The 18,436-nt window shown below is 69.4% G+C and carries 20 protein-coding genes and 1 pseudogene; 5 read left to right on the plus strand and 16 right to left on the minus strand.

Features of this window, described 5'->3' with window-relative positions; genetic code table 11:
* The 5 genes from HY68_RS43830 to HY68_RS18225 all read right to left on the minus strand — a co-directional run.
* The coding region (locus HY68_RS43830; RefSeq protein WP_063779657.1) for a hypothetical protein at positions 1-799 on the minus strand (799 nt) is incomplete at its 3' end.
* 3 nt (positions 800-802) lie between these two features.
* The gene (locus HY68_RS18210) at positions 803-1,186 is read right to left on the minus strand and encodes a TIR domain-containing protein (protein ID WP_041990193.1); all 384 of its coding nucleotides are present in this window, start codon (positions 1,184-1,186) and stop codon (positions 803-805) included.
* A gap of 31 nt (positions 1,187-1,217) precedes the next feature.
* The gene (locus tag HY68_RS18215; RefSeq protein WP_198533297.1) at positions 1,218-1,859 is read right to left on the minus strand and encodes an HAD family hydrolase; all 642 of its coding nucleotides are present in this window, start codon (positions 1,857-1,859) and stop codon (positions 1,218-1,220) included.
* Positions 1,860-1,918: 59 nt separating this feature from the next.
* Positions 1,919-2,281: a hypothetical protein gene (locus HY68_RS18220; RefSeq protein ID WP_052457125.1), complete on the minus strand. Its 363-nt coding sequence runs from the start codon at positions 2,279-2,281 to the stop codon at positions 1,919-1,921.
* Positions 2,282-2,323: 42 nt separating this feature from the next.
* Entirely contained in the window at positions 2,324-2,842 is a 519-nt protein-coding gene (locus HY68_RS18225; protein ID WP_041990196.1) for a GNAT family N-acetyltransferase, read from the minus strand.
* Positions 2,843-3,074: 232 nt separating this feature from the next.
* On the opposite strand from HY68_RS18225, the gene HY68_RS18230 reads away from it, so the two are divergent.
* Both HY68_RS18230 and HY68_RS18235 read left to right on the plus strand, forming a co-directional pair.
* The gene (locus HY68_RS18230) at positions 3,075-3,623 is read left to right on the plus strand and encodes a siderophore-interacting protein (RefSeq protein WP_347560497.1); all 549 of its coding nucleotides are present in this window, start codon (positions 3,075-3,077) and stop codon (positions 3,621-3,623) included.
* A gap of 65 nt (positions 3,624-3,688) precedes the next feature.
* A complete protein-coding gene (locus tag HY68_RS18235) occupies positions 3,689-3,961 on the plus strand; it encodes a DUF4873 domain-containing protein (RefSeq protein WP_041990201.1) in 273 nt (90 codons plus the stop codon).
* Between the two features lie 52 nt (positions 3,962-4,013).
* On the opposite strand, the gene HY68_RS18240 is transcribed toward HY68_RS18235, so the two are convergent.
* The 7 genes from HY68_RS18240 to HY68_RS18270 form a co-directional block, all read right to left on the minus strand.
* Positions 4,014-4,583 (minus strand): peroxiredoxin-like family protein, encoded by a 570-nt coding sequence (locus HY68_RS18240; protein WP_041990204.1) that lies wholly within the window; start codon positions 4,581-4,583, stop codon positions 4,014-4,016.
* Entirely contained in the window at positions 4,580-5,554 is a 975-nt protein-coding gene (gene sigJ / locus HY68_RS18245) for an RNA polymerase sigma factor SigJ (protein WP_041990207.1), read from the minus strand. Before sigJ ends, HY68_RS18240 begins: the two co-directional genes overlap by 4 nt.
* Positions 5,555-5,629: 75 nt before the next feature.
* The gene (locus HY68_RS18250; RefSeq protein ID WP_041996478.1) at positions 5,630-6,409 is read right to left on the minus strand and encodes a helix-turn-helix transcriptional regulator; all 780 of its coding nucleotides are present in this window, start codon (positions 6,407-6,409) and stop codon (positions 5,630-5,632) included.
* A 327-nt stretch (positions 6,410-6,736) separates the two neighbouring features.
* On the minus strand, positions 6,737-9,145 hold the full coding sequence (locus HY68_RS45235) for a glycoside hydrolase family 3 N-terminal domain-containing protein (RefSeq protein ID WP_241778773.1): 2,409 nt from the start codon (positions 9,143-9,145) through the stop codon (positions 6,737-6,739).
* Positions 9,146-9,234: 89 nt separating this feature from the next.
* Entirely contained in the window at positions 9,235-10,074 is an 840-nt protein-coding gene (locus HY68_RS18260) for a carbohydrate ABC transporter permease (RefSeq protein ID WP_107070100.1), read from the minus strand.
* Positions 10,071-11,048: a sugar ABC transporter permease gene (locus tag HY68_RS18265; protein WP_078863665.1), complete on the minus strand. Its 978-nt coding sequence runs from the start codon at positions 11,046-11,048 to the stop codon at positions 10,071-10,073. The genes HY68_RS18260 and HY68_RS18265 overlap by 4 nt, the downstream gene beginning before the upstream one ends.
* A gap of 31 nt (positions 11,049-11,079) precedes the next feature.
* Positions 11,080-12,378 (minus strand): extracellular solute-binding protein, encoded by a 1,299-nt coding sequence (locus tag HY68_RS18270; RefSeq protein WP_041990210.1) that lies wholly within the window; start codon positions 12,376-12,378, stop codon positions 11,080-11,082.
* Between the two features lie 141 nt (positions 12,379-12,519).
* Here HY68_RS18270 and HY68_RS18275 point away from each other — a divergent pair, with 141 nt between their 5' ends.
* Together HY68_RS18275 and HY68_RS18280 are read left to right on the plus strand one after the other, a co-directional pair.
* A complete protein-coding gene (locus HY68_RS18275) occupies positions 12,520-13,554 on the plus strand; it encodes a LacI family DNA-binding transcriptional regulator (RefSeq protein WP_078863666.1) in 1,035 nt (344 codons plus the stop codon).
* A 103-nt stretch (positions 13,555-13,657) separates the two neighbouring features.
* Positions 13,658-13,888, plus strand: a complete 231-nt coding sequence (locus HY68_RS18280; RefSeq protein ID WP_041990216.1) for a DUF2277 domain-containing protein — start codon at positions 13,658-13,660, stop codon at positions 13,886-13,888.
* Positions 13,889-13,933: 45 nt separating this feature from the next.
* Here HY68_RS18280 and HY68_RS18285 read toward each other — a convergent pair whose 3' ends face one another.
* From HY68_RS18285 to HY68_RS18295, 3 genes are all read right to left on the minus strand, one after another.
* Positions 13,934-14,620, minus strand: a complete 687-nt coding sequence (locus HY68_RS18285) for a VTT domain-containing protein (protein WP_041990218.1) — start codon at positions 14,618-14,620, stop codon at positions 13,934-13,936.
* Positions 14,621-14,776: 156 nt separating this feature from the next.
* Positions 14,777-16,456: an alkaline phosphatase D family protein gene (locus HY68_RS18290; protein ID WP_041990220.1), complete on the minus strand. Its 1,680-nt coding sequence runs from the start codon at positions 16,454-16,456 to the stop codon at positions 14,777-14,779.
* A 101-nt stretch (positions 16,457-16,557) separates the two neighbouring features.
* A complete protein-coding gene (locus HY68_RS18295; RefSeq protein ID WP_041990222.1) occupies positions 16,558-17,238 on the minus strand; it encodes an HNH endonuclease family protein in 681 nt (226 codons plus the stop codon).
* A gap of 363 nt (positions 17,239-17,601) precedes the next feature.
* On the opposite strand from HY68_RS18295, the gene HY68_RS18300 reads away from it, so the two are divergent.
* On the plus strand, positions 17,602-18,186 hold the full coding sequence (locus HY68_RS18300; protein WP_041990225.1) for a TMEM165/GDT1 family protein: 585 nt from the start codon (positions 17,602-17,604) through the stop codon (positions 18,184-18,186).
* A gap of 61 nt (positions 18,187-18,247) precedes the next feature.
* Here the strand turns inward: HY68_RS18300 and HY68_RS43835 are convergent.
* Positions 18,248-18,436 (minus strand): annotated as a pseudogene (locus tag HY68_RS43835) (hypothetical protein); the annotation flags it as partial.

Here is an 18,436-nt window from a genome sequence, read left to right on the forward strand (position 1 = left end):
TTTCCAGACTACCGCCGGCCACCAAAGAGGAGCCGATGGCGGCCAGCCCGTAGAGGGCCATAAGTAGCTTTGGTGCCCAGATCTCCCGTGACGTCGAGGCGCGGTATACGCGGGGATTCTCTCCTCTTTCGAGTGCCTCCCACTCGGCGTAGAAGATGGAGGCAGGTAGATATCTTTCGATGCGGTTTATCACCGCGAATTTTCCAGTGTTAAGTTGACCGTAAGACGAAATTAAGCTTCTCCATGCGTGGGCCAGAATAAGTCCTGTTACGGAAATCAAAAGAACGCCGACAGCCTTGAGCTCGGCTTCGCCGCCGGCCTTGATGAAGAATCCGAGACCGGTCAGGATGGCGCCGTTCACGGTGAGGAAGAATGTGTTGACGCCTTGCCTGCGGTCTACAAGGGTCTCTGAGCTTTGCACCATGATCTTGTACAGCTCGAAGAGTCGCTCGGTTTCCTCCGGCGTGGACGGGGCTCCGTACGGAAGCAGGGCGTTGCCGACCCGGTCGACCGAGGTGGTGCGGCTCGCCACGGTCCGGATGGCCCGGACGAAGACGGCGTCCTGGCCTTGTACGGCGACGGTGAGCTGGTCGAAGGGCGTGATGGATGAGTGGGAGGGATCTCGTCGTATCTGCCACGAAGACCATGCGTCATGGACGTCCGACGCGGTGACATCGACGCCCTTCGCCAGAGCGAGAACTGCGTAGAGATTGAACAGGTCGTCCAAGTCGCCCGAGGGAAGGGCCGAGGCGGGTATCTCGGACCTGATGGCTGTGGCGATGTTCTCCAGGTAATTCATGCGTCACACCCAAGTGGCCAACAGGGAAGAGATCTGCGAGAAATCCCATCGGATGACGTTCGAGGCGGGGAGGCCGTGCGGAATCCTGTGTGTTGCGTCGGCGTTGATCTGGATTCCGAAAATATGGTGATTTTGATCATTTGATTCCTTGATCTCCCACTCGACAGCCTCGGACTCGTAGGTCGTTGGTCCGACCAGGACGATCGTGCCCATGGATTGAGCGATTCTGAGCTTGCACTGGGTTTTCCATGAGGAATCGAACGGGTCTTGCACCGAGAAGTCGATAAATTCAACCTCGTTGTTGAGGTTGCGGGCGTGCTCCTTCAGGAAATCGCGAGCCCAGCGATCTTCCATCTGGAAACTGATGAACGCCCTGGGGCGTGCCATGTACAGTCCTCTTTTCTTGCTTTGCAACGGCTCAGGGGGTGAAGGTGGGGACTAGTTCTGTGAGGGTGTTGATTCGCCAGTCGGCCGATGCGATCACGTCGGGGTCGTCGGCCCAGAGATGGCCTAGGGCTCCCCGCCGGATGTGGGCTGTTCGTAGGCCCGCTTGGATGGCCGGGGTGAGGTCGTTCTGGGGGTGGTCACCCACGTAGACCGCTTCGTGGGGCGGTACTTCTGCTGCGGCGATGGCTCGGGCGAAGAACTCGGGGTCCGGTTTCGCGCATCCCCAGTCGCCGGATGTGGCGATGACGTCGGCGGGCAGGTCGAGGGCGCGGAGCAGCTTGCCGGCTTTGACTGTCTGGTTTCCGGCGAGGACGACACGGATACCGAGGGCCTGGAGGCCCGCCAGGGCCGGGCGTACGTCCGGGTAGAGGTCCGACTCGTCGAGGTACTCGCCTCGGCCTGCTGCCTCCCGGGCTTCGTACTCGGCATCGACGTCGATGCCCGGCTTGATCATGCGTAGTGCGTCCGAGTTGTCGCGGCCCTGGGCTACGACGGCCCCGACGAGGGCCGACATCGTGTGGTGGGGGACGCCGAGCCAGTCGGCCCAGGTTGCCCAGTAGCGGGTGTCACTGATGAGGGTCTCGCCGATGTCGAAGATGGCTGCTCGGATCACCCCGTCAATGTATGCCGGGGTTCGCCGTTCTTAACGGTGGGCGGATCGATTGCGTCGGTCTATGCCGTGACTACCGCGTCGAAGTACGGCCAGCCGTCCGCTTCGATCACCGGACCGGACGCGAAGACGTCGATGGCCGGAGTCGCCGCGTCCAGGAGGCGGCGAACTGTGCCGGGGGCGTGGAGATTCAGGTAGGTGCGGTCCGGGAGACGTATCAAGGCGCCGGAATCGAAGTACGAGTTCGAGATGATCCGGTCCGCGCTCGGTCGAAAGACCAGGGCCAGTCGGCGCCGTGTGCCCTCGGGGTACAGCGAGAGTGTGAGGCGGCAATCCTCGTAGTGGGGCTTGACCCGCTGCCGGACCGTCCAGAGCCAGGTGATGTCACCCACGACGAGGCGGCGAATGCGGTGGTCGTCGCTCATACGCACACGGTACGTGGCCAACTGGGGCCGGGCACATGCCATTCAGAGGGCTGTCGAGTACAGGCGGACCGGGAGGCCTGAGCGGGAGATGGCGTCGCGTTCGTGGGCCAGGCCTGTTTTCTCGGCCACCCGTTGGGACGGGGTGTTGGCCGGGTGGATGATCGCGATGAGCCGCTTCGTGCCGAGGGCGTCGCGGGCGTGGTCGCGGCAGGCTGCTGCCGCTTCGGTGGCGTAGCCGCGGCCCTGGAGGTCCGTGCGGATGTGGTAGCCGATCTCGATGTCGGTCGTTCCCTCGATCAGTTGGGGCGTCAGTCCGCATTCGCCGACGAATGCGCCCGTGTCGCGGTCCGTGAGCAGCCAGAGCCCGTGGCCCACCTCCCGGTAGAGGCGTTCGTTCCACTCGATCCAGGACAGTGCTTCGGCACGGTCCTTGGGGTGCGGGTAGTAGCGCATCACGAACGGGTCGCCCAGGAGTGCGGCCATGTCGTCGAGGTCGTCCGCCGTCATTCGGCGGAAGGTGAGACGGGCGGTGGGGGCCGGGGTGTTGGCCTGCTCATGCATCAGGTCATCGTAGGGATCGGCTGCCCGTCTCGGCGTCGTTCCCTACTCTGGGCGCATGCCGAGCGAGCGAGTACGGGTGCGTCAGCGGGTTCTTGGGTTGGTCAGTGTGCGGGGCGTTGTTACGGAGGTTGAGGTTGTGGCCGCGCGGATGCGGCGGGTTCGGGTTTCGGGGGGTGGGTTGGTGGGGTTGGCTTATCGGGCCGGGCAGCAAGTGCGTGTTCACGTGGACGGGTTGACCACCCGGCGTACCTATTCGGTCTGGCGGTACGACCCCGAAGGGGTCGTTGATCTCTGCGTGTTCGACCACGGCGGTGACGGGCCCGGGGCGCGGTGGGGGCGGGGGGTGGAGGTGGGGGAGACGGTGTACTTCGGGAAGCCCGAAGGGCCGTTGGTGCTTCGGGACGGGGCTTCGCACCATGTCTTCGTCGGCGAGGAGACCGCGTCCGTCGCCTTCGGGCCCATGCTTGCCGCCCTGCCGGACGCCGGTGTCGTCCACGGCTGTATAGAGACGGCCACCGAGGCCGACCGGCTGCCGCTCGCGCATGCCGGGCGGTTGTCGTGGCTCGTGCGTGGTGACGCCGGCGCCGCCGGGTCGGCAGCGCTTGTCGATGCCGTTCGGCGGCTGGAGCTGCCTGATCCGGCGGGTGGCGCCGCCTATGTCGCCGGGGAGGCCCGGACCGTCCAGCTGGTGCGGCAGGTGCTCGTCCGGGAGCGGGGCTGGGACCGGCGGGCCGTGCTCACCAAGCCCTTTTGGGCACCCGGTAAACGTGGCATGGAATGACGGCCGGGGGTGTTCGGCGTCGTCTTGCGTGCCTGGGCCGCTTTCCGAGAGCGCACACTTACGGTATGAGCAACTACCAGGGCCCCGCGACACTCGTCGCCGGCGGCTCCGAGATGTCAGTCCACGCCACGCTCAGCGCCAGCCTTTCGGGGCAGGTCCAGCAGTGGGGCGGGAGCGTGCAGACCGATGACACCGCCGACGACTTCTTCATGCATATGGAGGAGGACGACGTGACGATCCGGCTCCCCGACGGGCGCGAGGGGGCCGTCGTCGCCACGCACACCGCCATCGGGAGCGGACGGCTGCGGGTCTCCGGGAGTGGGGCCACTCCCTTCTAGGCACTCTCCCTTCCAGGGCCAGGGCCAGGGCCAGGGCCAGGGGAGGGGTGCGTCAGCGGTGGGCCGCCGCCAGGCTCAGTAGTTCCTCCACCCCCCACTGGTCGTTCGCGTGCCTGCCGTAGTGCGCGGCGCGTACCCCGCCGTCCGGCGCAATCAGGAAGTCCGCCGGCAGACCCAGGATCGTCTCGCCCTTCGCCGGTCCGGGGCGGCGGCCTGCGCGCAGGCCGCGCAGGACGGAGCGGGTGGCCAGTACGCCGCCCAGCCATACCTTGGGATGCAGGACCGCCCTCGGCGACGCCTCGACGCCGAAGGCGGCGTACAGCTTCTTCTCCGGGTCCGCGACCGCAGCGAACGGGAGGCTGCCCTGGTGGGGGAGCATTTCCTCGACCGTGGAGTGGAACACCACGATCTCGTGGATTCCCGCAGCGCTGATCTCGTCGTGGCGCTGCGCCAGCGCGTGCAGATGCAGGTTGCAGACGGGGCAGCCGGCGAAGCGCCGGAACTGCAGATGGGTCAGTCCGTCGGCGGCCGGCAGTGGCGCGGCGGCGCCGAGGATCGTGGTCAGTTCGCGTGGTGCGACCCTGTCGCCCGGGGCAAGTCGCCGTGCGGTCGTAGTGGTCATGAGGCGGGCCCTTCTTCGGCTTCCACTCCGGAAAGCTTGTCGGGGTTGCTGATGTTGTAGATGTCGCTCACCTGCGCGCCGTCCTCCGTCAGATCGAGGACCATCACCGCGAACGGCATGTCGCCGTGGAACACCAGCGCCGACGGGTCACCGTTGACCTGCCGGTAGCTGACGCGGGTGTTGTCCGCCGCCTTGCGGGCTCCCGCGAGCAGGACCCGGGCGACCTTGTCGCGGCCGTGAATGGGCCGCGGGCCGCCGGCCGAGGACTTGCCGCCGCCGTCGCTCCACAGCGTCACGTCGGGCGCGAGCATCTGCAGCAGTTCTTCCAGATCGCCGCCGAAGGCAGCCGACACGAACCGCTCGGTCACCTGCTGCCGCAGCCGCGGGTCGGCCCGGTAGCGGGGACGGCGGGCCTGGACGTGTTCCCGTGCGCGGTGGGCGAGCTGGCGTACGGCGGCGGGCGTGCGGCCGAGGATCTCGGCGGTCTCCGCGTGCTGGTACCCGAACACCTCGTGCAGTACGAAGACCGCCCGCTCAAGCGGAGTGAGGGTCTCCAGAACCACCAGCAGCGCCAGCGACACCGACTCGGCGCGTTCGACGGCTTCCGCCGCGTCGCCCGCCGCCACCGGGTCCTTCGGCTCGGTGAGCGACGTGACGAGCGGCTCGGGCAGCCAGGGGCCGACATACGTCTCGCGGCGGCGCTTGATCGCCGCCTGTCGGGCAAGGGCTCCGTTCACCGCGATCCGCACCAGATAGGCGCGCGGATTCTCGATGGGCTCGGCGTCCGGCGCCGTCGATCTGGCCACCCACGCCAGCCAGGCCTCCTGCAGCACGTCCTCCGTGTCGGCGACGCTGCTGAGCATGTTGTACACGAGCGAGAACAGCAGCTCCCGGTTGTCGACGAACACCGAGGTCGCCGCGTCCGCGGCCCCTTCGTGGGTGTGGTGGTCCGCCGCTGGAGTCTCGGACATCGGGTCCTCCCTGTCGCCGTGGTCGCTTGACACACCTTGAGAGTGTCCCGGGGCCGGGAGTGTGACATCCGGTCCTCACAAGGTTTCGGGCAGCCGTACCTCCCGCAGATACGCGGCCGTCGCCTCGTCCGCCGGCAGGAACGCCTCCAGCTTCAGCTCGGCGACCGTCACGTCGTCCGCCGTTCCGAATCTGGTCAGGGTGGTCAGTAGGCGCAGCTCCCCGGCGCTGCTCCCCTCGACCCCCGGGCGTATTCGCAGCGGCACCGCCGCACCCAGATACCCGGGGCCCGGCCCCGCCGGCCGGTCCGGCACCAGGGCCGTCAGCTCCTCCGTGAGCGCGTCGAGCCGGTCGTCGGGGTTCCGTATCGCCTCGCCTGCCAGCGCGTCGATCACATGCCACGCCCACTCGTCGAGATTGACGATCCGACCCGCCAACCCGCGTGGGTGCAGCATCAGCCGGGGCACGCTCACCGGCGGTACGAGCAGGTCGGGCGCCACGCCCGCGATCAGCGCGTGGAAGGCGGCATTGGCCGAGACCAGGTCGAAATGCCGGTCGGCGAGCACGGCAGGACACGGCAGATGCCCCTCAAGGATGCCCTCCAGCGCCGTACGCACCGGGTCGAGCCGGGGATCGTCGAACGGCGTCTCCCGGTACGCCGGGGCGTAACCGGCGGCGAGCAGCAGGCCGTTGCGCTCGCGGAACGGCACGTCAAGCGACTCCGCCAGCCGCACCACCATGGCCCGGCCCGGTACGGAACGGCCGCTCTCGATGAAGCTCAGATGGCGCTGGGTCGTCCCGGCACGCAGGGCGAGCTCCAGCTGGCTCAGCCGCCTGCGCGCACGCCACTCGCGCAGGGCGCCAGCGAACCCCTCCCGAGCGGTGTCATGAGTGCCGGTGCCATGAGCCCCGGGGCCACGAGTGCCGGGGCCATGAGCGCCGGTGCCGTACGCGCCGGGGGCATGTCCGTGTTTCGACTGGTTGATCACACCCCTGGTCTACCCGACCCGCAGCCCCCGGACGATTCCCCGCAGGGAATTGTCGAGTATTCGCCACGGCGGCAGTTCGCCGTAACGCTCGCCGCACGAGGCGTCGGGGCGTCGGGGCGTCGAGGCGACGGACTGCCGGTTCCCGCGCTGAGGCCCGTGGAAAGACCCCAGCGCGGCAACGGCGTTACACGTCCCTCAGCTCTCGACCGTGATGCGCGTGTGCAGTTCGCGCGTGTGGTCCACCCGCCGTACCGGCCCGCTCAGCAGCCAGCGCGCCGTGAGCCGTACGTCCGCACTCGACGCGCCGAGCCGCAGCTCCAACTCGCCCGGCTCCACGATCCGCCGGCCGTCGCGCCCGGTGAAGGACGCGAGGTCGGCGGGGGCGCGTACGCCGATCCTGGCCGTCTGTCCCGGGGCCAGCTCGACCCGCGCGTACCCGACCAGCCGTTGCACCGGCTGGACCACCGAGGCCACCGGGTCGTGCAGATACAGCTGGACCACCTCGACGCCCGTCCGCTCACCGGTGTTGCTGACCGTGAAGGCCAGCTCCAGCGCGCCGTCCGTAGCGGTCGTCCCCTCCGTGACCGTCAGGTCCGACCAGGCGAACGAGGTGTACGTCAGCCCGTGCCCGAAGCCGAAGGCCGGCGTCGGGTCGATGTTGGAGACCCCGCCCGCGCGCCCCAGCGGCGCCGCGAGGTACGTCGACGGCTGGGCGCCCGCGAGGCGCGGGACGCTCACCGGCAGCCGGCCCGACGGGTTGATCCGGCCGCCGAGGACCCCGGCGACGGCGGGCGTGCCCTCCTGGCCCGGGAAGAACGACTGGACGATCGCCGCCGCCTCGTCCGCCGCCCGGCCGAGCGCGTAGGGGCGGCCGGCCAGCAGCGTCACCACCACCGGCGTACCGGAGTCCAGCAGCGCGTCCAGCAACTGCTGCTGTACGCCCGGCAGTTCCAGGCTCTCGGCGTCGCATCCCTCACCGCTCGTGCCCCGGCCGAAGAGCCCGGCCCGGTCGCCCAGCGCCGCGATGACCACATCGGCGTCGCGCGCGGCCTCGACGGCGGCGGCGAAACCGTCCGTCTCGGGGGTGTCGATGCCGGCGCCCGGCGCGGTGACGAGTGCGCTGCCGGGGAACTCGGCCGCCAGCGCCTCACGCAGCGTGGGCAGCGCGATGCCGGCCGGTGTGCCCGGGTGCTGGGAGCCGATGTGGACGGGGAAGGAGTAGCAGCCGAGCACCGCCGTGGGGACCTCGGCCTGCGGTCCCACCAGCGCGATCCTGGCGGGGCGGTCCAGCGGCAGCGTCCCGTCGTTGCGCAGCAGGATCACCGCCTGTTCGGCGAGCCGGCGGGCGATGTCCTGGTTCGCCGGGCTGTCGAGACTGACGGTGCCCCGCAGCCGCTCGGCCGCCTCGGTAACGGCAGCGGCCACACCCCCCTCGGTCACGGCAGCGGCCACACCTGCCTCGGTAACGGCAGCCGTCACACCCGTCTCCGTACCGGCTGCCGTCTCTCCAACGCCCGGATCCCCCACCGCGCCAAGAAGCGACGCGTCCGCGCCCCCCAGCGCCGCCGGCACCGGGCTCCAGTCCGGGTCCAGCAGCCCCAGTTGCGCCTTCTGCGTCAGCACCCGCCGCAGCGCCCGGTCCACGAACTCCGTCTTGAGCCCGCCCTCCGCGATCGTGTCCCGCAGCGGCTGCCCGAAGGCGCTCACCGTCGGCAGCTCGACGTCGACGCCCGCCGTCAGCGCGGTCGCCGCCGCGTCGCCGAGGCCCGCCGCCACACCGTGCAGGCTGTGCAGGAACGCGACGCCGAAGTAGTCCGCCACGACCGTGCCTTCGAAGCCCCAGGTGTCCCGGAGCAGCGTGGTCAGCAGTTCCTCGTCGGCCGCGCTCGGGATCCCGTCCGTGTCGCTGTACGAGTGCATGACGGACCGTACGCCGCTCTCCCGTACCGCCATCTCGAACGGCGGCAGGATGACGTCGGCCCGCTCCCGCGCGCCCATGCTGACCGGCGCGAGGTTACGTCCAGCGCGCGACGCCGAGTAGCCGGCGAAGTGCTTCAGCGTCGCCACGATCCCGGCGGACTCCAGGCCCTGGACGTACGCGGTGGCGGTCGTCCCCACCAGGTACGGGTCCTCGCCGATCGTCTCCTCGACCCGGCCCCAGCGCGCGTCCCGTACGACGTCGAGCACCGGCGCGAGGCCCTGGTGGACGCCGACCGACCGCATGTCCGTGCCGATCGCCGCCGCCATCTCCCTGACCAGCGCCGGGTCGAAAGCGGCGCCCCAGGACAGCGGTACGGGGTAGGCGGTGGCCCCCCAGGCGGCGAAGCCCGCGAGACATTCGTCGTGGGCCAGCGCCGGGATGCCGAAACGATTCTGTGCGGCGATCAGCGTCTGGGTGCGCAGCAGCGACAGCGCGCCGAGCGCCGGGTCGACGGGCAGCGTGCCGAACGGCCTGGTCAGCTGTCCGAGCCCGGTCGGCAGCAGATCATCGAGGGCGGGCGGCTCCTCCATGTTGTCGTGCTGGTGCGGGGCGACCTCGGCGCCGTCGCCTGAGGCGCCCGCCCACAGCCCGTACAGCTGGGCCAGTTTTTCCTCCAGTGTCATGGCGGCGATGAGCTCCTCCACTCGCGCGGCCCGGCGCGCGGCAACGGACTCGGAGGGGGTGCGGCGGATGTCAGTGGTCACGTTGTCGTTCACTTTCCTCCGACGCCCATGAGCCCCTGGACCAGGGCCCGGCGGGCGAAGAGATAGACGAGCAGGACCGGCAGGGTGGAGAGCACCACTGCGGCCAGCAGCCCGGGGATGTTGATGCCGTACTGGGTCTGGAAGTTGTAGAGCCCCAGGGTGAGCACCTTGGTGTTCTCGGACTGGGTCAGTACGAGGGGGAAGAGGAAGCCGTTCCACGCCTGGAGCGCGGCGAACACGACGATCGTCGCGAGCCCGCTCCTGGACAGCGGGACGACCAGCTCGAAGAAGACGCGCCGGGTGGTGGCCCCGTCGATGGCCATGGCCTCGAAGAGCTCCCCGGTGATGTCACGCATCACGCCGGTGAGGATGAGCGCGCAGATCGGCATGCAGAAGGCGGCAGTTGGCAGAATGACGCCGATGAGGTTGTCGTAGAGGCCGACCTTGCTGATCACGTAGAACATCGGGACGATCACGGCCTGCGCGGGGATGGCCAGGCCCAGCAGGAAGAGCCGGAAGACCCGCGAGGTGGCCACGCCCCTGTTGCGGACGATCGCGAAGGCCAGCGGCGGTACGAGCAGCAGCACGATGGCCACGACGCTGGCCGTGACGATCGCGGTGTTGAGGAAGTACCGGCCGAAGCCGCTGGAGAAGTCGTCGGCGTAGTTGGACAGGGTGAAGTGCTTCGGGAAGGCGAAGGCACCGTTCGCGCTGTAGTCCGGGCGGGTCTGGACGGTGGCGCCGAGCATCACGTAGATCGGCAGACCGACCACGCACAGCCAGAGCAACGCACCGAAGCCCGCTGCGTAGTTGGGGCGGCTCAGCGAGCCGCGGCGGCTTCGGGTCACAGCCCCTCCTGGGTGCCGGCCATTTTGTCGTAGCCCGAAATCCGCACCACGATCAGCGAGATGACCGTGGCGACGACGACCAGCAGCAGGGCGATGGCGGCGCCCGCGCCGAAGTCGAAGCCCTTGAAGGCCTTTTGGTACATGTAGAAGGCGCTGATGGTGGTGTCGGTGCCCGGACCGCCCTGGGTGAGGATCAGTACGGTGTCGAAGGTGGTGAGCCCGCCGACAATCATCAGGATCACCGACGTGAGGATGGAGTTGCGCAGCTGCGGCAGCGTGATGTGGAAGAACTGCCGCAGCGTGCCGGCCCCGTCGATCGCCGCCGCCTGGTAGAGCACCTGCGGGATGGCCTTGGTGGCGCCCTGGTAGATCAGCGTGTGCAGCGGCGTGAACTGCCAGGCGCCCACCAGCACCAGCACCCCGATGGCGCCGGTGCGCGACCCCAGCAGATTGCCGTCCCCGAACAGCCACTTGGCCTGCGCCGGCACCCCGAAGTTGGGGTCGAGCAGCGCCCGCCACAGCACGGAGACGGCGGTGGCGGACAGCAGCAGTGGTACGAAGAAGATCGCGGCGAGCACCGCGCGGTTACGCTGCGGCCCGGCGGCCCACACGCCGAGCAGCAGACTCAGGGGTGTCTGTACGGCGGCGCCGAGCACGGTGAGCAGCACACTGAGCCACAGGCTCTTGATCATCACCGGGTCGTGGAAGAGCGTGACCCAGTTGTCGAAACCCGCGAACTCCGGTGCGCCCAGGCCGTTCCAGCGGGCGAAGGACAGCACGGCGACCAGCGCCAGCGGGACGATCGCGAACAGTCCGAAGAACAGCACGGCGGGCAGCGCCCAGCCGAGGCCGGGGCGGGCCGTCCGCGAACCGCCCCCGCCCGCGCGGGATTTGGCCGTGCTGCGCCCGGCGCCCCCGCCCCCCGCCGCCGCCGACACCACCGTCAGCGGTGGAACCTCTGTCGTCTCGGTCATTTCGGTAGCCTCACGTCGCTCGCCCCCGCGCTCAGCCGCTGGTCTTCAGGGCCTGCATGGCCTTGATGAAGCCGCCCGCGTCGAGCCGCCCGTTCACGAACTGCTGCACGGCCTGGTGCAGCGGGGTGCTGTTGTCCTGGGTGTACGCCTGGTCCCAGGAGAGCTGGAACGCCGGTGCCTTGCCCACGAGATCGAGCTGGTACTTCAGGTAGCCGGGGTCGCCGCCGGTGCTGAGGAACTTGTCGGTGTTGGTGGTGGTCGGCAGGTTGCCGACGGCCAGCTGCGCCTTGACGAACTCGTCGGAGTACATGAGCTTGAGGAACTTCGCGATGTCGTCGGCGTGCTTGGTCTTCTTCAGCACCGAGTAGAAGTTGTTCGTGTTGCCGACGAGGTCCGCCGCGTCACCCTTGCCGCCCGGCACGCTCGGGAAGTTGCTGTATCCCAGGTCGTTCTTGGCGAAGTCCGGAGCCGCGTTCTGCTGGGTCGAGTACTCCCACGAGCCCATCAGCTCGAAGCCCGCCTTGCCGCTCGCCAGCAGTGCCGGCGACCCGCCGTCGGTGAACTTCACCGAGTCGTAGTTGGTGCCGAAGCCGCCCGCGTCGACCAGCTCCTTGAGCATGCTGAGCGCCTTCTTGCTGTCGGCGCTGTCCCAGACGCTCTTGTCGCCCGACAGGGCCTTCTCGATGAGGCCGGGTCCGGCTATCCGGTCGTAGAGGTACTCGAACCACATCAGCGTGGGCCACTGGTCGCCGCCGCCGAGGGCGATCGGGGTGACCCCCTTGGCCTTGAGCTTCTTCACCGCGGCGATCAGCTCGTCCCACGTCTGCGGCGGCTGGACGCCGGCGTCGGCGAGCACCTTCTTGTTGTTGAACAGCAGGACGGGCTGGGTGCCGCGCATGGGCACGCCGTACGCCTTGCCGTCGATCGCCGCGCTGTTGAACACCGACGGCAGGAAGTTGGCCTTGAGCGCCGGGTCCTGCTTGATCATGTCGTCGAGCGGGAGCAGCAGGTCCGCCTTGACGAACGGCTGGATGCTGCCGCCGCCCCAGTTGAAGAAGACGTCGGGGGCCTGCGGGGTGTTGATGATCGTTTGCAGCTTCTGCTGGTAGTCGGCGCCGGGAATGGTGTCCAGCACCGCCTTGACCTTGGAGGTCTTGTTGAAGGTGGCGACGATCTGCTTCTCCACCTTGTTGCCCGCGTCGCCGTAGACGAGTACGTGGAACTCGTCCTTGCCGCCGGCGGAACCGCTGCCACCGCCGCACGCCGCCAGGCTCAGTGCCAGCGCCAGGACGGCGCCGCTTGCGACAGTTCGAGAAAACCGTGACTTCATCGATCGACCCCTCGAAAGTATCGGCCTCTTTGCCGAAAGTCTTCTTGGCGAGTGACCGTAAGGTCCGGCCGTGGATGGGTCAACAGCCTTGTTCCTGTGCGTTCAAACCGTTACAGGGCTCGGTGCCTTATCCTTCAGCCCATGCGTGAAGACAGGAGTGCAGGTCGAGTCACCCTCGCCCAGGTGGCTTCCCAGGCCGGGGTGTCGCTTTCGACAGTTTCGAAAGTTCTCAACGGACGGACCGATGTGTCGGCGCCGACCCGGGTCAAGGTCGAGGAGCTGCTCGACGAGCACGGCTACCGGCGCTCCGCGCCCACGCCCCCCGAGGCTCCGCTGATCGAGATCGTCTTCCACGAGCTGGACAGCACCTGGTCCATGCAGCTCATCAGGGGTGTGCAGAACGTGGCGCAGGCCAACGGCATGAGCGTCGTGCTCACCGAGACCGGCACCCGCCACTCGCCGGGCGCCGACTGGGTCGAAGGGGTGCTGCGGCGCCGGCCGCTCGGCGTGATCCTGGTCTTCTCCACGCTCCCCGACGAACAGAAGAAGAAGCTGTGGTCCCGGGCCATCCCGTTCGTCATCGTCGACCCGGCGGGCGACCCCGAGCCCGACGTACCGTCCGTGGGCTCGGCGAACTGGGCCGGCGGCCTCGCGGCGACCCGCCATCTCATCGAGCTGGGCCACCGCAGGATCGCCGTCATCACAGGCCCTGAGGACATGCTCTGCTCCCTCGCGCGGCTCGACGGCTTCCGTTCGGCCATGAGCATGGCCGGACTTGAGACCGATCCCGCGCTGGTCAGATTCGGTGACTTCCACGTACGGGCGGGACACGACCACGCGCTCGAACTGCTGCGGGGTCCCGACCGGCCGACCGCGATTTTCGCGGGCAGCGACCTCCAGGCGCTGGGGGTGCTGGAGGCGGCCCGGGTGCGCGGGCTCCAGGTGCCGGGGGACCTGTCGGTCGTCGGGTACGACGACATTCCGCCCGCGCGGTGGTCGAGCCCCGCGCTGACGACCGTCGACCAGCCGCTGGTGGCGATGGCGGAGGAGGCGGTACGGATGCTGCTGCGGCTGCGCAGCTCCGAACACACCGAGTCCAGCATCGAGTTCGGCACCCGGCTGGTGGTACGGGACAGTACGGCGCCGCCGGCGGCGGTCACGGCGCCGGGGAAGTGATCCGGCGGACGGCCCGGCCGTTCGCGACCCGTGCCGGGCCCGTCATGACAGCGGCGGCGCACGCGTCATGACAGCGGAGGCGCATGCGCGGCACACTGGAGGTATGTGCCGCAGCATCAAGACCCTCCGCCCGCCCGTACTCCCCGAAGAGGCCACCGAGGAGGAGATCAGGGCCGCCGCCCTGCAGTACGTACGTAAGGTCTCCGGCTTCCGCGCGCCCGCGGCGCACAACCGCGAGGTGTTCGACCAGGCCGTCGAGGAGATCACGGCGGCGACGGAGCGACTGCTCGCCGGGATCGAGGTACGGGGCGCGACGGCGAAAGCCGCGTCGTAGCAGCTCGGCCCAGCCGGGCCGGGCCGGCCGGTTCGAGGCCGGGCTCTAGGCGACCGGCGCCGTCGCCAGTTCGGTACGTGCCGCCTGCGCCGCTCGCGCCGCTGGGCGGCGCATGACCAGGCCCGCGATGGTGCCCGCCGCGAACAGCGCCAGTACGGAGATGGCCGTGCCGACCCAGCTCGCACCCAGCCACTGACCGCCGAAGTAGCCGAGCCCCACGCTGTACGCGGTCCAGGCCACCCCCGCCAGCACCGACCAGGGCAGGAACTCCCGCACCTTGCGATGGGCCGCACCGGCCCCCAGGGACACCACGGAGCGCCCCGCGGGGGCGAACCGGGCGATCACCACCAGCAGACCGCCGCCCGCGCTGAGCGCCGCACCGAGACGTTCCTGCGCGCTGGTCAGCCGGCGTGAGCGGGAGATGGCCCGGTCGAGCCGGTCGCCACCGATCCGCGCGAGCCGGAACGCCACCAGATCGCCCAGCACGGAAGCACTGACCGCGCACAGCACGAGTATCAGCAGCGAGGGCACTTCGTGCGGCACCCGCGCCACATGCGAGACCTTGTCGGCCGCGACGGCGACGGTGTCGGACCCGGCGGCGGCCGCCGTGGCCGCCGTCACCACCAGGACGCCGCTGGGCAGTACGGGCACGAACACGTCGAGGAGTACGGAGACGGCAACGACCGCGTAGATCCATGGGCTGCCCGTCAACGGCCCCAAACTGTCCAGCACTTTCCGTCTCCCCGATCCCGTCACAGTGCCGCGATGTCGCAGGAGCGGCAGGGACGGCTTACCAGCCATACAGCGTACGCCTGTGTGAATAGGCCGAGATCACCCGGTGGGATGATGTTGTCCACCTCACAGGGCTTTCACACGGCGGCGCGCGGTTCAGGAGCCTGAGGTGAGGGACCTTTCGTCCACGGTGACGAGTTCGGCGCTGCCGCCGGTGCCGTCGCTGTCCTTGCCGTCGTCGTGGCCACGGGCCTGGTCGAGCCGCAGCCCGGCCGAACGGCCGCTCAGGGTCAGCGTCATGAGCTGGTTGCCGAACCAAGGGCCGCCCGTCTTGCGCCAGTTCACCGATGTGTCCGGCACGCGGCCGTGCCGCTTGAACACCCGCCCCAGCCGCCTGCCGAGCCCGCTCCAGCCGAACCGGAAACCGAACTTCATATAGCTGGGTACGGAGTTGTGCACCGGCGAACACGTCAGCTGCACGACGTGCGCGTCCGGCTGGCCGCCCGGCCACTTCGGCTCGGCGATGTACGCGTGGTGCACGTCGCCCGACAGGACGGACACCGTCGCAGGCGCGTCCGGCCCGCTGCCCACCTCGGCTATCAGCGCCGCCAGTTCCTCGAACGAGCGGGGGAAGGCCGCCCAGTGCTCCAGGTCGCCCGTCCTGCGCATCCATTCGCCGACCCGCGCCCACCGCGCGCCGCGCTCGCCGCCGGTCAGCGCCGTCGCCCAGCTCTCCACGTCGTGGATGGCGGGCGGCAGCAGCCACGGCAGCGACGTACCGAGCAGCAGGTGGTCGTAGGAACCGCGCGCGTCCAGCGCCTGCTCCCGTACCCAGCGGGACTCGCCGTTGTCGAGCATCGCGCGGTCCTCCTCGGCCAGCACGCGCGCCGCGCGCGAGTCCACCATCAGCAGCCGGGTGCGCCCGAAGTCCCGCCGGTAGCTCCAGCGCACGCACTCCGGGTCCCGGTCCGCCTCGGAGGCGAACTCCCGCAGCAGACCGGTGCCGTCGGGCGCCGCCCGCACGGCCGCGTACAGCTCGTCCGCGGCCAGTTCGTCCGGTGAGAGGTTGCCCAGGTGCTGGTAGACCCAGTACGACATGAGGCCGCTCAGCAGCCGCTCCTGCCACCAGGCCGTCTCGCGCATCTCGGCGAGCCAGGAGGCGCTGGTGTTCCAGTCGTCTATCACGTCGTGGTCGTCGAAGATCATGCAACTGGGCACGGTCGACAGCAGCCAGCGCACCTCGGGGTCGCACCAGGACTCGTCGTACAGATGCGTGTACTCCTGGTAGTCGGCCACCTCCGCACCCGGCGGCTCGTCGAGGTCGCGGCGCTTGGCCATCCACTCCTGGGTGTGCTGCGACGTCTCGTCCGCGTAGACCTGGTCGCCGACGAGCAGCAGCACATCAGGCCTTTGCGCCGCCGGATCGGCGGCCAGCTTCGCCGCGAGGGTGTCCAGCGCGTCGGGGCCCACGGGGTCGTGCGCGTCCTTGGCGGGCGCCGCCCAGCGGCAGGAGCCGAAGGAGACGCGCAGCTCGGCGGCCGGCACCTCGGGCGTACGAATCGCGCTCGGCGGGAACGGCGAGTCCGGCGGTGGCCAGACGGGCTGCTCGTCCAGCAGCACCTCGTAGGGCGTGGTGGTGCCCGGCGTGAGGCCGGTCACCGGGATCAGCGCGTAGTGATGGCCGCCGATCTGGAACGTACGGGACGATCCGCCCGCGCCGTCGGCGCAGCGCACTTCGGCCGTGCACGGCCGCTCGGCCTCGATCCATACGGTCGCCGTGCCCGCGGCGTCCCAATCGACGTACCGCAGCAGTGGTCCCAGGCGTAGCCCGGTCATAGGTGGCCCTCCTCCGTCGCACGAAGCACCGTACGGTACGAAGGAGGACCCCCGGGAGGGTGGCAGTCGCCCGGATCGGCAGCTCGGATGAACAGCCGGTATCAGCAGCCGCTGAGGACCGACTGCAGCGCGCTCTTCTCCGCCGAGTCCACCGTCATCGCGTAGTAGTGCTTGACCTGCACCCACATCCGGACGTACGTGCACCGGTACGCGGTGCGCGACGGCAGCCAGCTCGCCGGGTCCTGGTCGCCCTTCGACTGGTTCACGTTGTCGGTGACCGCGATGAGCTGCGGCCGGGTGAGGTCGTTGGCGAGGGCCTGGCGCTGCGCCGTGGTCCAGCCGCTGGCCCCCGACTTCCAGGCCTCGGAGAGCGGCACGATGTGGTCGATGTCCACGTCGGACGCGGCCGACCAGGTGGCGCCGTCGTACTCGGAGTACCAACTGCCGCTGGTGGCCGAGCAGCTGGAGCTCTGCACCACGTTGGTGCCGTCGCGCTTGAGAACCACCTCGCGGGTGTCGCAGGCGCCGGACTGGGTGATCCAGTGCGGGAACTTGTCGCGGCTGTACCCGCTGGACGAGCCTTCGGCCTGCACGGTCAGCTGGCCGAGGTAGGTGCGGGCGGTGGACGCCGCGATGGGGGTGGGGGGCGCGGCCTGCGCCGAGGGGGCGGAGAGCAGGGTGGCCGAAGCGGCGAGGGCGGCGGAGGCGGCGAGGACGGCGGTGCGGGGTATTCGACGTGCTCCACGAGCTTCACTGACTCGACGCGCGTAGACACCGAACATGCGAACTCCCTTGGCGTGGGGGCGATGTGGGGGGAATCTGTCCGTTCAGGGGCAAGCGTGGCGGCGCCGGGTTTCCGCGAGATGGGCGCCAGGTAACAGCGTGACGACATGGACACGTCAGTTCAAGAGGGCGGACATGACGTAAGCTGTTCAGCGCAGAAGGGGAGTAGCTCTTCGCCGGAACCGTCGACATACTGCTGGGCCTCGCGCCCGGCCGGCGCCCGGAGGCGGCCGGGACAGCGGCTCGCCAGCGAGACCTTCGGCCAGCAGTGTCCGTTTGACGACGCTGCCGTGCCGAAGTGACCCCTTTTTCACGGTCGGTCTCTCGGTGCGGCACGCCCGACCGATAGAGGAAATCGACCAGTGATCAGCTTCACTGTCATGGCAATTGTCTTCGGCGTCGTGTTTCTTGCCGAGCTACCCGACAAGACCGCTCTCGCCGCCCTGATGCTGGGGACGCGGTACCGCGCGTCCTACGTCTTCGTCGGCATCGCCGCCGCCTTCGTCGTACATGTCGCGCTCGCCATCGCGGCCGGCAGCGTACTGACCCTGCTGCCGCACCGGTTGGTGGAGGCGGTGGTGGGTGTGCTCTTCGTGGCGGGCGCCGCCGTCCTGCTGTTCAAGAAGGACGACGACGAGGAGGAGAAGATCAAGGCCCCCGCCGACCAGTCGTTCTGGAAGGTCTCGGGGGCGGGCTTCATGCTGATCCTCGTCGCCGAGTTCGGCGATCTGACCCAGATCATGACGGCCAACCTGGCGGCCCGCTACGACAATCCCGTCTCGGTGGGCATCGGCGCCGTACTGGCCCTGTGGGCGGTGGCGGCGCTCGGCATCCTGGGCGGCCGGGCGCTGATGAAGCGCGTTCCGCTGCGGCTGATCACCAAGATCGCGGCGGCCGTGATGCTGGCGCTGGCGGGCTTCAGCATCTTCGAGGCGATCACGGGCTGAGCGAGTTCTTCGACGCGATCACGGGTTGAGCGGGCGCGGGTTGAGTGCGTGCGGCTGACGATCACGGGATGCGCGGCGAGGGCCGTTCGTCCCCCGCGGGGTCACGTTCCGCGGCGAGACCGGCCAGGAGGAGGTTCACCAGGCGCTGGGTCGAGGCCGCCGCCTTCTCCGGCCGGAGCGCGCGGAACGTGACGATGGCCGTCAGCCCGACCCGTACGTCCTCGACCGACAGCCCCGCGCGGACGGCGCC

Source organism: Streptomyces sp. AcH 505, assembly GCF_000818175.1.
Classification (GTDB): domain Bacteria; phylum Actinomycetota; class Actinomycetes; order Streptomycetales; family Streptomycetaceae; genus Streptomyces.